The sequence below is a fragment of the Pseudoalteromonas sp. A3 genome, from assembly GCF_025942345.1.
GTDB lineage: Bacteria > Pseudomonadota > Gammaproteobacteria > Enterobacterales > Alteromonadaceae > Pseudoalteromonas > Pseudoalteromonas atlantica.
Genome location: NZ_JAPCKL010000021.1, coordinates 1 through 13,894 on the forward strand (window position 1 = coordinate 1; position 13,894 = coordinate 13,894).

Consider the following 13,894-nt stretch of genomic DNA (forward strand, 5'->3'; position numbering starts at 1 on the left):
AGCAACTGACTTGTAATCAGTAGGTCAACCGTTCGACTCGGTTAGTCGGCACCATTTATTTTAGTAATTTGAAAAGAGCACTGTAATCAGAGTCTGTTTAAGTTACCCGTCGACTCGGTTAGTCGGCACCATTTATTTTAGTTAAAGGTTTGAATATATAGCCTTTAGCTGGCACTACTTAAGTGCCTCGATAGCTCAGTTGGTAGAGCAGAGGATTGAAAATCCTCGTGTCCCTGGTTCGATTCCGGGTCGAGGCACCATTTATATTAAAGCCCTGCATACACATGCAGGGCTTTTTTTTGCTTAAAATTTATTATGGACAAAACAGTCCATATTAATTGGGTATATCCTCTCTTTTTCTCCCTTGTTTGCATGCGCATAATTACCTCATCAAAAGGTTAGGTGCTGTTATTACTCACTCCATTTACTCACTCAATATGATTGATTTAAGTAATAAAGTGCAGGGTACCTTTAGCCCTAATAACGCCAATCCGTAATAATACTTAATCATTTTGCGGGGCTAAACGTGTCACTACCGGCGTTAAAAGTTCCTATTTAGAACAACTAAATAGCGGCTTTTTTGCCTAGCTATCAGCACGTTTTTCAAGCCTCAAAATAGATCACTTAATTAAGCGTATTGGTATAAATAATTTAAAGCTGGAGCTAATTATGATCACGCAAATTGTTAAGTTTGATATTAAAGACGAGCACATCGCACAATTTAAAGCGCTACTAGAAGAAGACAAGCAAGGCGCTAAAGCCGAAACAGGTCTTATAGAGATGCGTTTATATCAGGATAAAAACGAGCCAGGCGTCTTTTTTGCTTATGAGCGTTTTGAAGATCAAAATGCAGTTGATTACCATGGCGCACAAGATTACACACAAACGTTATTAAATGCGTTGCCTGAAATCAGCCAATCGGCGTCACAGGTCATGTTATTAGAAAATACAGTGCCAGCTCCGCTGCATGAGCGTAATACAAAAGTTGTTAACCCTGAAGATGATATATGTATTGTGTTTTTTATTTTTAAGATTAAGCCAAGTTTTAAAAATAAAGTCATTGAGCGTTTCGCAACTCATGTAACGCAAACGCGCAGCCAGGAGCCTGGTAACTTAGTGTTTGATTTATATAGTATTGAAAATAACGACGATACATTAGTTGTTTATGAACATTGGCGCAGTGAATCTGCGTTGTGGGATATTCACTTTAAACAGCCGTACGCAGTAAAAACAAGCGAATTATTAGCGCAAGCAGTTGTTGGCGATATGCAGCAATATATGAGCTTCGTTAAAGAAATTTAAAGGCTTGTGTTTAACAGCGTTACTTACCCCGTTTAGCAAATAGTGTATTACACGCTATTTGCTTTTTTGTATAAATACCCTCCAAATTCCCTGCCGGTTTTTATAATAACTGACTATTATGTTAATTCATCGCAACGTATGTAATGTTATGTAAAGTAAGTTGAGCAAAATTTGCCAAAGTGCTTGAATTACATTCATAAATGGCAGTAATTTAGGTTAACTATGATTTGGCAAACTAAGCCAACTTTATTGGCTCTTAGCTTGGTATTGTTGAGCGGTTGTGCGGGTACGCTAAACCCTCAGCAGCGCGAGCAAGCACCCAGCGACATTGCAGCGACATGGCAACATGGTTTAGCACAAAATACACTTGCAGTAGATCAGCAATGGCTGCAAACCTTAGAAAACCCTTACATCGAAAATCTTGTTAATAAGGCACTTAATAATAATCAGGCCTTGTTGCAAAGTGCCTATGATGTACAAATACAAAAGCAGCAATTAGTAATTTCAGGCTCTGCGCTTTGGCCCGATCTTGATTTATCTGCGCAAACTAGGCGCAGTAAAGACAATAGACCTGTAAGTTATGATAATGCAAGCTCTGTCACTTTAGAGCTAAGCTATGAAGTGGATGTGTGGGGTAAGTTGTCTGATGCTAAACGCCAAGCTAACCTAAACTACTTAGCGCAACAAGCTAGTTTTGAGCAAGCTAAGCAGCAATTGGTGGCCGATGTTGTCACCGGCTGGTTTGATTTAGTAACCGCCCAGCAGTTACTCGATTTATATAAACGCCGAGAAGAAAACGCACAGCAAAACTTAGATATTATTGAATCGGGCTACCGCCAAGGTATTAATGAAGCACTCGATGTATATTTAGCCCGTAATGAGCTTAATAACGAGCGTACGCGTATTGCTAATCAACAAGCCACGCTTGTAAGCGCGTCGCGTTCTTTAGAGCGCTTATTAGGCGGCTACCCCAAAGGCGATATATCAGCAGAGGTTGAACTGCCTGTTTTTCTTTCGCCAATTAATACCGGTATTCCCTCTGAGCTAATTACACGCAAGCCTCAATTGCGCGCAAGCTGGTACCAGTTATTAGCAAGCGATGCAGGCCTAGCCTATGCACATAAACAGCGTTTCCCTAGTTTAAACTTATCAGCAAGCGTGAGTGATAGCACCGATAGAGTGAGCGATTTATTCTCGCCATCAAGCTTAGCGTGGTCTTTATTAGGCAGTATTTCTGCGCCAATATTTAATGGTGGCCAGCTAAAAGCAAATGAAGAAGTAGCACGCTTAAATGCACAAAAACAAGAACAAGCATATTTAGATGCCTTGTACGATGCATTCAGCGATGTTGAAAACGCAATTACTCAGCAGCAATCCTTGCAAGCCAGTTATAAAAGCACGCTAGAGGCGCAAGAAAACGCCCTTGCAGCAGAGCAACTGTCGTTTGAGCAGTACCAAAGCGGCTTAGTAACTTACACTACAGTGCTTGATGCCCAGTCGCGCTCTTTTGATGCGCAAAGCTCACTCATTGAAACAAAAAACCAGCTAATTGCTAACCGAATAAACCTATACGTTGCCCTTGGCGGCGATTTTAACGCCCCAACAAGCGAACCTAAGAGCAATAACGATGAAAACTAAATCAGCAAAACTTTTAATCCCAGCCGTAGTGATGGTGGCCACCATTTTAATTGTTATGTTTATTAAGGGTAATCCACCTGAAGCAAAACGTTTTGGCTCACCTCCTAAAGCCACGGTGAGCGTATCGGTAAAAAAGATTGAGCCACAAGATTACTTAATTTTTATCGATAGCTATGGCACGGTAAAGCCGCGTACTCAAAGTTTGTTAGTTGCTCAAGCATCTGGGCAAATTAATAAAGTAAGTGATGATTTTAGAGAGGGCGGTTTTTTTGAAAAAGGCGATGTACTGCTACAGCTTGACGATAGAGATCATCAAGCTGAGGTTAAATCGGCGCAGGCAGCATTACTTACTGCAGAGCAAAGTTTGTTAGAAGAAAAAGCCCGCGGCCAACAAGCAATTACTGATTGGAAGCGTTTAGGTGGCTCATCGCAAGCGAGCAGCTTAGTACTTCGCGAGCCCCAACTAGCGGCTGCACAAGCACAAGTACTTTCAGCACAAGCCGCACTTGAAAAAGCACAGCTTGATTTAGAGCGCACCCAAATTACTGCGCCTTACGCTGGGCGTGTGCTTAGTCGTAATGTAGACCTTGGCCAAGTGGTAAGCGAAAACACAGAACTTGCAACTATTTATGCCATAGACAGCGTTGAAGTGCGCTTACCAATTAAAAATAAAGACCTTTCGTATATTAGTTTGCCAGAGCAATACAGAGATGGCAGTAAAAACCAAGCCGGCTCACTCGTTAAGTTTAAATCTGACTTAGTGGGCGAGCAAACATGGCAAGGGCAAATAATACGTACTGAAGGCGCTATCGATGAAGGTGCACAGCAATTGTATATTGTTGCGCAAATAAATGACCCTTACAAAGCCACGGCTAATAACCAATACCCAATTAAAATTGGGCAATACATCACTGCGCAAATTAGCGGTAAAACAGTGCCTGATGCGTTAATAATCCCTAATAGTACTATTTACCAAGGCAGCTACGTGTATGTGGTTGAAGAGGGGCTGCTAAAGCGTAAAAACATTACGCTTGCATGGCAAAATGCTACACAAGCTATGGTAAAAACAGGCCTTAATGCAGGCGATAAGTTAGTAATTACACCGCTTGGGCAAGTAAGTTCAGGCACAGCGGTAAGCATTTTAGGCGAAACCGATACGCAAAATATGCGAGCAAAAGGCCCAAATGGCGCAGGCAAAGGTAAGCGTCCATCGCGTGAGCAGCTAGAAAAAAAAGCGCAAGAAATGGGAATTAGTGTTGAAGAGCTAATACAAAAACGCCGCGCTGCACAAGGAGATAAGCCATGATCGCTTGGTTTACAAAAAACCATGTAGCAGCCAATTTATTGCTTATTACGTTACTGCTATCGGGTTTATTTAGTTTATCGAGTCAAATACCGCTTGAGGTGTTTCCATCGTTTGAAACAGATCGCATAAGTGTAAGTGTTACTTTGCGCGGCTCAACCCCTGAGGATGTAGAGCAAGGGGTTACCATTCGAATAGAAGAAGCCGTTCAAGATTTAGAAGGTATAGAGCAAATTTCTAGCCGCTCATCAGAGGGCTCTGCGTCGGTAACCATAGAAGTAGAAAGTGGCTACGACCCACGCGAATTATTAGCCGATATAAAAAGCCGTGTAGATGCTATAAACACTTTTCCGGCCGATGCTGAAAAGCCCATTGTGGCGCTTGCCGAGCGAAAACGCGAAGTAATAGCTGTTACCGTAGCGAGCGATTACGGTGAAAAAGAAACCTTAGAATACGCCGAGCAAGTACGCGACGATATTTTACGCCTTCCGAATGTAACGCAGGTTGAGCTAAGTGGTGTACGCGATTACGAGCTCGCCATAGAAGTAAGCCAAGATACACTACGCCAATATAATTTAACCCTTGCGCAAATATCCACTGCTGTGGCTAAGTCGAGCTCTGATATTTCGGCTGGTAATTTAAAAACAGAAGGGGGCGATGTACTTATAAGCTCAAAAGGGCAAGCTTACCGAAAAGATGAATTTGCAAACATTGTAGTTAAAAATCAAAGCGACGGTACAGTAATACGCTTAGGTGATATAGCAAACATTAATGATGACTTTGAAGAGACCCCAGTACGTACACGCTTTAATGGTAAACAGGCCGCCTTTATAGATGTATACCGCATAGGGCCGCAAAGTGCGATAGATGTCGCAGATGATGTAAAAAACTACATAGAGTCTAAGCAAAGCTCCTTACCACAAGGTTTTGAATTAAGTTACTGGGATGACGACTCTCAAGTTGTAAAAAGCCGTATTGCTACGCTAACCAGCAGTGCCCTACAAGGGGGCATTTTAGTACTGGCTTTGCTAACCCTATTTTTACGCCCAGCCATCGCATTTTGGGTGTTTATTGGTATTCCGGTTTCGTTTATGGGCGCATTTATTGCGATGCCTATTTTTGGTGTAACCCTTAATATTATGAGCTTATTTGGCTTTATTTTAGTACTGGGTATTGTGGTGGATGACGCCATAGTAACGGGGGAGAACGTTTATACTCATTTAAAAACCGCAGAGTCGGGCGAACAAGCTGCCATTTTAGGCACGCAAGAAGTTGCAACACCAGTTACCTTTGGGGTACTAACAACCGTAGCGGCCTTTTTACCTTTAGCGTTTATTGAAGGCGCACGGGGCGCCTTGTTTGCACAAATTCCGGTGGTGGTTATTCCGGTATTACTGTTCTCATTAATTGAGTCTAAGTTTGTGCTGCCAGCTCATTTAAAGTACATAAAACTACGTAATCAAAAAACAAAATCATCAAAGCTTGAAGTACTTCAGCAGCGTTTTGCAGACGAATTTGAAAGCGCTATTTTAAAATACTATCAGCCTATTTTAGCTAAAGCATTGCGCTATAAATTAGCGACGGTGAGTTTATTTGTTGGCGTGTTTTTTATAATTTTAACTTTAATAACCAGTGGTTGGACTAAGTTTGTATTTTTTCCGCGTATCCCAAGCGAAACCGTACGAGTAACATTAACCTTGCCAACAGGCACGCCGTTTGAAGTTACCAATAAGTATGTAATGGATATGTCGCAAAAAGCGCAGTTATTGCAAGACAAATACCGCGATGAAGATACCGGCGAAAGCGTTATATTAAATATTTTAGCCTCAACCGGCGGACGTGGTGGCGTGTCTAACTCAGGCAGTGTGCGCTTTGAAATAACTCCTGCAGAGAGCCGCGACTCAGACATTGGCTCACGTGAGCTGGTAAGTGAGTGGCGCGATTTAATAGGGATTATTCCTGGCGCCGAAAGCGTAACCTTTAGGGCCGAAATAGGACGCAGCTCAGACCCTATAGATGTGCAGCTAAGTGGTACATCGCTCGATACGTTACAAAAAATTGCCGAAAGCGTTAAAGCGCGCTTAAGTACTTACCCAACCGTATTTGATATTGCTGATAGCATGTCTGATGGTAAAGAAGAGTTGCAAATAGAGCTTACCGAGCAAGGCTTTGCTTTGGGCTTAAACCGAGTTGATGTAGCAAACCAAGTACGTAACTCGTTTTTTGGCTCGCAGGTGCAGCGTATTCAGCGCGGGCGTGACGACGTGCGCGTTATGGTACGCCTACCTATTGAAGAGCGCCGCTCTGTAGCCGACTTACAAAATATACTTATTACTACGCCTACGGGCGGCTCGGTGCCACTTTCGCATGTAGCCACATTAATTGCAGGGCAAAGCCCATCTACGATTAACCGAATAGACCGCTACCGCACACTTAACGTGACTGCCGACATAGAAAAAAGCAATACCAACATGACCGCGCTGCAAGCCGACCTAACTGAGTATTTAGATGAATTAATGCAGCAATACCCAGGTGTTGATTACAAGCTAGAAGGTGAAGCTAAAGAGCAAAGAGAGTCGTTTGGCTCGCTCGCTTGGGCATTGTTATTTGTATTTTTTATTATTTACTCACTATTAGCGATACCGCTTAAATCGTACATGCAGCCAATTATTGTAATGAGCGTTATTCCGTTTGGCATGATAGGCGCTGTAATAGGGCACTGGGTTATGGGGATGGAGTTAACCATTATGAGCTTACTTGGTATGTTGGCACTTATTGGTGTGGTGGTTAACGATTCACTTGTGTTGGTCGACTTTATTAATAAAAAACGCAGTGAAGGCGGCAAAATTATTGATGCGGTTAAGCTTGCAGGGGCTGCACGTTTTCGCCCAGTAATGCTCACAAGTTTAACCACCTTTATTGGTTTAATGCCGCTACTATTTGAAAAGGCGACACAAGCACAGTTTTTAATTCCAATGGCAGTAAGCCTTGGCTTTGGTATTGTGTTTGCTACGTTTATTACGCTTATATTAGTGCCAGTAAACTATATGCTGATGGAGCGTTTTCAAAGCTGGTTTAGATAAATAACGAAATGTGTTCTAGGACTAAGCTGTGGTTGATTAATATCAATTGCAGCTTTTTTTGCTAAAAATTTATAAAGGTAATAAAGGGTATTTAAAAACAGGGGAGTAGCAAAAAATGCAAAAACAGAAAAATAAGAAAAGTGTTCCCCAAGCGTGCGGTGTCCGGCGTCAGTCCTGAAACCAGAAGGTTTCAGGGCGGAAAGCTGCGGTCTACCGTAGGCTTCTCGGTACATGCCGAGCTTGCACAATAGTAGACGAACAGAAATCCTGGTATAAAATTTATCGGCTCAGGGACTTAACCAAACTCCGGCACCCCAGGGAACAAGTTCAGTATATAAGACATAATCCATTCCTTAAACCCCAAACGTAAAAAATTGAACCGTTCGAGCAGTTTTTGCCCGCTGGTAACTCGCTATTTACTTATCATGCTACTTTTTGAGCAGGATCATACAATTAATTGGAGTTGCTTTTTATCGAGTGGTAGCATTGCCTTAACTAGCAAAGCGAAGATACAAACATGAGCGACTTACCAGATTACCAAAAAGCCCAGCTGCTTTTAGAAAAAAACGAAATTTTTGTCTCACCGGCAGAAGCGCACGGCGTAATTAGTGGATTACTAGCGTGTGGTTTAAGTATTGATGACAAAGAATACTTAGGCCTATTAAGCGATGTATTTAATGATGGCCAAGCGTTTAGCAACGACCTAAAGCAGTTTTTTGGCACCATTTATAAGCAAGTGGTAGCAAGTTTTAACGATGAAGCTTTTGCGTTCGATTTATTTTTACCAAGCGATGATGAAACACTCATCGATCAAGCCAATGGCCTCGTATCATGGGTTGCAGGGTTTATGCTTGGATTTGGTTTAAAGCAAAAAGATTACGGTAAGTTATCGGCAGATGTAAAAGAAGTTATTAGCGATTTTAGCGAAATTACACGCCTAGATACCATGTTTGACGAAACCGAAGAAGACAGCCAAGCCCTACATGAAGTGATTGAATATGTACGTGTATCGGCATTGCTTTGTTTTGCCGAGCTTGGCAAAGAAAAAGCACCTAAAAAAACACTACATTAATCTAAATAAAACGGGTTGTTAAAGCATGGTTGAAATACAAAAGTCAGAATTTAAAGCACGCCGTGAGCGTTTACTTGCGAAAATGGATGCAAATAGTGTGGCCATTATTCCTGCGGCCAGTGAAGTAACTCGTAGCCGCGATACGGAATATGCATTTAGACAAGACAGCGACTTTTTTTACTTAACCGGCTTTAACGAACCCGATGCCGTTTTAGTGCTGTGTAATAACAGCGATACGCCAAGTACGTTATTTTGTCTTGATAAAGATAAACTGGCAGAAATTTGGCACGGACGCAGAATTGGCTTCGAAAAAGCTAAAAATGAGTACTTATTCGACGAAACTTACGCATTAAGTGAGCTAACTGAACAATTATTAGATTTGGTTAACGGTCAGCAGATTTTATTTTATGCACAAGGCGCTTACCCAAGTTTTGATACCAAAGTATTTACCTTGTTAAACACACTTCGCAGCGCGCCTAAAAAAGGCTATCAGGCACCGAGTACTATAAAAGATGTGCGTGGTCTTATTCACGAAATGCGTTTGTTTAAATCGCCAAGCGAAGTAAACATTATGCGTGAAGGCTGCGAAATAAGTGCCCGTGGGCATATGCGCGCAATGCGTTATTCGCACCCTGGTGCTACTGAGTTTCAGCTAGAGGCAGAGCTGCATCATCATTATGCAATGAACGGAGCCCCGCACCCAGCGTACGGCACCATTGTTGGTAGTGGCGATAACGCTAATATTTTGCATTACACGCAAAATAGCGATGTGCTAAAAGATGGCGACCTAGTATTGATTGACTCAGGGTGTGAGTTACAAGGTTACGCTGCCGATATTACGCGTACCTTTCCTGTAAATGGCAAGTTTAGCGAACCTCAAGCTGCGCTTTATAACATTGTACTTAAAGCGCAAAAAGTGGCTTTTGAAGAAGTTAAACCCGGCGGGTTTATGTCGGATGCCAATAAACGTGCAATGGAAGTAATGACTCAAGGTTTACTTGATTTAGGTATTTTAACCGGCGACTTTGATGAGTTAATGGCAAAAGGTGCCTGTAAAGAATATTACATGCACGGCCTTGGCCACTGGTTAGGCCTTGATGTTCACGATGTAGGCGATTACAAACAAAACAACGTTGAGCGCGCATTTGAGCCAGGCATGGTTTTAACCATAGAGCCTGGGCTTTATATTAGTGAAGATTCAAACGCACCGCAGCAATATAAAGGCATTGGTATTCGTATCGAAGATAATTTACTTATTACTGAGTCAGGGCATGAAAACCTCACCCTGAGTGTGCCTAAAACCATAAACGATATAGAAGCACTTATGCAAAGTGCAAAAAGCGCATAAGCTTGGAGAAAAAAAGTGGCTAAGCAGTTTGATGTCGTTGTAATTGGGGGCGGGCTTGCAGGGGCAAGTTGTGCGCTAAGCATTGCTAAAACAAACCCTTCACTTACTATTGCGGTAGTAGAAGCAAACCAAGTAACGGGCGATTACCACCCAAGTTTTGACGACAGAAGCATTGCCCTTGCACAGCAGTCGGTTGAGTATTTACAGCAGTTAAATTTATTTGAGCCACGTGCGCCATACACAGCAGCAATAAAAAAAGTAAGCGTGTCGGATCGTGGTCACTTTGGTAAAGCGCATATTAGTTGCGACGAGTTTGCTAAACCGTCATTAGGTTACGTGGTTGAGGTAAACCCGTTTGGCCGCGCACTGTATCAGCGTTTAACGCAAGCGAGTATTGCACTTTATTGCCCCGATAGCGTAAGCGCTATTAAGCAAAGCCTAAACAGTAATGAGGTTACTTTACAAAGCGGAGAGCAACTTAATACTAAGCTACTGGTTATTGCCGATGGTGCGCAATCTCCAACCCGTAACTTACTGGGTTTAGGCTTTAATACTCAGCCCTATGAGCAAGGCGCTATTATAGCCAATGTTGAAGTAGCAGGCGGGCATAACAACCATGCGTATGAGCGCTTTACCGAGCACGGCCCTATGGCGCTTTTACCAATGAGCAATAGCCGTTATTCGTTAGTGTGGTGTATGAAGCAACAGCACGTTGAGCAGCATACAGCCTTAAACGAAAATGATTTTTTAAACGCACTGCAAAGTGCATTTGGTTATCGGGCAGGGCAATTTACAAAAGTGGGCACACGCACAAGCTACCCGCTGGTTTATGGGCAAGCTGAATCATTAACAGCGCATCGTACGGTAGTCATTGGTAACGCTGCTCATGCTATTCACCCCATTGCAGGGCAGGGCTTTAATTTAGGCCTGCGTGATGTACAAGTACTTAGTAATTTAATTGCAACAAGTAAAAACGAGTTAGGCAGTTATGCGTTTACCCGTGAGTATTCACTAAAGCGTAGCAGCGATATAAATACCGTAATGAGTTTAACCGATGCATTGGTTAGGCTTTTTTCAAACTCGTCACGGGTATTAGCGCTTGGGCGCAGCATTGGGCTTTTCTCAATGGATTTATTTCCCGCATTAAAAGCACCCTTGGCCAAGCAGCTAATGGGGCAAGTTAAACAAGGTACACGTTTATGAAGCAAGCACAGGTTTGTATAGTGGGTGGTGGCTGCGTAGGCTTAACCCTCGCGTTAGGACTCGCTAAAGCCAATGTAAGTGTTGTGGTGCTAGACGCCGCGCCAAAGCAATTACCGCCAAGTGATGAATACGCCTTGCGGGTAAGTGCGCTGAGTATTGCAAGCCAAAACCTGTTTGAGCAATTAAACGTATGGCCACACATAATGGCAGAGCGAGCGTGTGCATATACGCATATGGACGTACGCGATGCCGACAGCTTTGGTAAAATAACCTTTAATAATGAGCAACTTGAGCTTGAACACTTAGGCCATATAGTTGAAAACGATATTATTCGTTTTGCACTTATAAAAGAGCTAGAGCAACAACCAAGTGCCACGTTGATGTTTGATACTGAGTATCAACAAATACACCAAAGTGAGTCTGATGTATTTATAACCCTTAAAAGCGGTGAGCCTATTATTGCTAAGCTGCTGGTGGCGGCCGATGGCGCAAATTCGGCTATTCGTAAACAATTTAATATGGCGCTAAGCTTTAAAGATTACGACCATCATGCACTGGTTGCTACGGTTAAAACCAAAGAGCCACACGCAAACACCGCACGCCAAGTGTTTTTACCAACTGGACCACTGGCTTTTTTACCCCTTAGCGATGACAACACCCATTCTATTGTGTGGTCTACCAGCCCTAATCATTGCGATGAATTGCTAGCAATGGACGACACTACTTTTAATAAAGCTGTAATGGCAGCCATAGATGGCCAATGCGGGCTGTGTGAAGTGCAAAGTAAACGCGCAGCATTTCCACTTAAAATGCGCTACGCCCAGCAATGGGTAAGCGGTAAAGTGGTATTAATGGGCGATGCAGCCCACACCATTCACCCACTTGCAGGGCTTGGTATGAATCTTGGCCTAAAAGACGCCGCGTATTTAATTGAGCTACTGACAAGTGATAGTAAAGAGTTTGCGAGTACCCGCACACTTCGCGATTACGAGCGCACCCGCAAGCTCGACGCGCAAAAGCACATAGCCATGATGCAAGGGCTTAAAGAGTTATTTGAAGGTGCCAACCCGGTTAAAAAGCTGATACGTGGAGTCGGGCTGTCACTCGTTGATAACCTAGGTCCAATAAAACACCTATTCGCCAAAGAAGCGATAGGCAAATAACGTAGGTTGGGTTGAGCGAAGCGAAACCCAACAGATAAAGTAAAGTGGTTAGTTTTTAGCTTTCAGCTGTTAACTTCCAGCAAAGAAAAACCGATGTTTAGGTTAAACATCGGTTTTTTGTTTTTAAGTGGCTTTAAACAGATTAAAAACTGTGCTTTTCACGCGAGCAAGCTCAGCGTCTACATGCAAAGTTTAACACTGAGCTTAATTTTACCTGTAGGCGTTTAGCTTGCTGACGCGACGAGCATAGCTCGTAATTACTATCGTTAGTTAAAAAGCGCTTTGCGTTAAATTAGTTACAAATTGGCTTGCGCTTCATTCACCATATCTTGTAGTGCATCAATTAACAGTGGGTCGCGCGAGTTTTGTTTAGCAAGTTTTAGTGCATGCTTCATGCTAGTAACAGCCTCTTTAAATTGTTTGTCAGCCGTGTAGCCTTGCGACAATCGCATGTGGGAGTAAGCAGCATTAGGGTAATCACGAGTAAAGTGTTTAAGTGTCGTTATCGCTTTTTTAGTGTTACCAAACTTTTGCTGGCTGTGGGCAAACTCTACGTACACATCTTGTGGAATTTTAAGCTCAAATCCGTACTTATCGCTCAGTGCTTGGTAGTAACCTGAAATAAGCGATACATCGGCAAATTTTCCGTGCTCGTCAGTCACTTTAAAAATTAGGTCACTAAATAAGTGAATTAGGCTATCGCTAAGGGCTGGCAGTATAGTGCCCATATGAGTAAAAGTAGGGTAATGCTTATATTCCCATTTTAGCTGTGTGGGCATTTGTTGTTCTAAATTTACTAACGTATTTAATGCGCCTGTATAAAAACGTGCGCCTTCACTCGCTACACTTATAAATAACTCTTGAGTGCCTTTAGGGTTTTTAGTGTATTTAACAATATTATTTTTTAACTCTTCATCACTCCACCAACTATTTGGGCTTATAGCTATGTAGCTGTTAAATAATTCAGGCTGATTAACTAAAGTGTAAAGCGCTAATGTACCAGCATTAGAGTGACCAATTAAGGTGTTGTAGCCGTTAGTTGAGTAATTGCTATTTATGTAGGGCATGAGCTCGTCAGACACAAACTTTAAAAAATTGTCGGTTTGTCCAGCATCGGGCCACTTATTTTTTACAAAGGTTTGAAACTCAGTTTTCGGCTCACCATCTACTTTAGGTAAGTAATCACGCACGCGGTTTGTTGTATCAATACCAACTAGCATGGCATTAGGTATTTGTTCGTAATCAACTAAGGATTTTATAACACCTGACGCCGTATGAAAGTGCTCAACACCATCTAGTAAATAAATAATATAAAGCGGCTGATCGTCTTTTACAGTGTCAGGTATGAAAATTCTGATAGGCCTGTCTTCGTTAAGTATTTTTGATTGTAAAATGACTTTTTTACCAACGGTTATTTCGGTTGTAGCAGTGTCTGCGTGGCTTAAAAAAGAGGTACTAAAAGCAAATGCAAATACAAGTGATAGTAAGAGCTTCATAAATATCCTTATTAAATAATGTGTTGCTTAATAATTGCACGGCTTTAGGTTTGAGTAAATGTTTATATTTTAGGCGCAAATGGAGAGGGTAAGTAATTAAAAGCTGCGCTTTTTACGCAAGCAAGCTTTGCGTTTACACACAAACCCAACGCACTTATCGTAATTCTGCTTGTTGATGTAAAGCGAATGCATATTAATATGACCCTGATTGATCTGACTCCATAAAAGTAGACACCTATTTAGGAGTCAGTTCTCATGAAAGTAAAAGCGTTTCGTAAACATACAG

General features: G+C 42.2%; 9 protein-coding genes, 1 tRNA gene and 1 other RNA gene. 9 read left to right on the top strand and 2 right to left on the bottom strand.

The features are described from left to right. Positions 1 to 184 precede the first annotated feature (184 nt). The 5 genes from OIZ54_RS19920 (at position 185) to OIZ54_RS19940 (ending at position 7,326) form a co-directional block, all read left to right on the top strand. Positions 185 to 260 (top strand) — tRNA-Phe (locus OIZ54_RS19920). 409 nt (positions 261 to 669) lie between these two features. After that, a complete protein-coding gene (locus OIZ54_RS19925; protein WP_264391129.1) occupies positions 670 to 1,302 on the top strand; it encodes a putative quinol monooxygenase in 633 nt (210 codons plus the stop codon). Between the two features lie 222 nt (positions 1,303 to 1,524). Next, complete coding sequence (locus OIZ54_RS19930; RefSeq protein WP_264391130.1) at positions 1,525 to 2,940, top strand: TolC family protein; 1,416 nt, start codon at positions 1,525 to 1,527, stop codon at positions 2,938 to 2,940. Continuing rightward, positions 2,930 to 4,246 (top strand): efflux RND transporter periplasmic adaptor subunit, encoded by a 1,317-nt coding sequence (locus tag OIZ54_RS19935; RefSeq protein ID WP_264391131.1) that lies wholly within the window; start codon positions 2,930 to 2,932, stop codon positions 4,244 to 4,246. The genes OIZ54_RS19930 and OIZ54_RS19935 overlap by 11 nt, the downstream gene beginning before the upstream one ends. Beyond that, entirely contained in the window at positions 4,243 to 7,326 is a 3,084-nt protein-coding gene (locus OIZ54_RS19940; RefSeq protein ID WP_264391132.1) for an efflux RND transporter permease subunit, read from the top strand. The genes OIZ54_RS19935 and OIZ54_RS19940 overlap by 4 nt, the downstream gene beginning before the upstream one ends. Before the next feature lie 140 nt (positions 7,327 to 7,466). On the opposite strand, the gene ssrS is transcribed toward OIZ54_RS19940, so the two are convergent. Continuing rightward, positions 7,467 to 7,650, bottom strand: a non-coding RNA gene (gene ssrS / locus OIZ54_RS19945) — 6S RNA. Between the two features lie 193 nt (positions 7,651 to 7,843). Between ssrS and OIZ54_RS19950 the strand changes: the two genes are divergently transcribed. From OIZ54_RS19950 to OIZ54_RS19965, 4 genes are read left to right on the top strand one after another with little or no spacing between them, the layout of a single operon-like run. After that, positions 7,844 to 8,398: a UPF0149 family protein gene (locus OIZ54_RS19950; RefSeq protein ID WP_004589599.1), complete on the top strand. Its 555-nt coding sequence runs from the start codon at positions 7,844 to 7,846 to the stop codon at positions 8,396 to 8,398. A 25-nt stretch (positions 8,399 to 8,423) separates the two neighbouring features. Then, the gene (pepP, locus tag OIZ54_RS19955) at positions 8,424 to 9,746 is read left to right on the top strand and encodes a Xaa-Pro aminopeptidase (protein WP_264391133.1); all 1,323 of its coding nucleotides are present in this window, start codon (positions 8,424 to 8,426) and stop codon (positions 9,744 to 9,746) included. A gap of 15 nt (positions 9,747 to 9,761) precedes the next feature. Beyond that, positions 9,762 to 10,949: a 2-octaprenyl-6-methoxyphenyl hydroxylase gene (ubiH, locus tag OIZ54_RS19960; protein ID WP_264391134.1), complete on the top strand. Its 1,188-nt coding sequence runs from the start codon at positions 9,762 to 9,764 to the stop codon at positions 10,947 to 10,949. After that, positions 10,946 to 12,112, top strand: a complete 1,167-nt coding sequence (locus OIZ54_RS19965) for an FAD-dependent monooxygenase (protein WP_248443873.1) — start codon at positions 10,946 to 10,948, stop codon at positions 12,110 to 12,112. The genes ubiH and OIZ54_RS19965 overlap by 4 nt, the downstream gene beginning before the upstream one ends. A 296-nt stretch (positions 12,113 to 12,408) precedes the next feature. Here the strand turns inward: OIZ54_RS19965 and OIZ54_RS19970 are convergent, their stop codons facing one another. Next, complete coding sequence (locus OIZ54_RS19970; protein ID WP_264391135.1) at positions 12,409 to 13,608, bottom strand: alpha/beta hydrolase-fold protein; 1,200 nt, start codon at positions 13,606 to 13,608, stop codon at positions 12,409 to 12,411. Positions 13,609 to 13,894 lie beyond the last annotated feature (286 nt).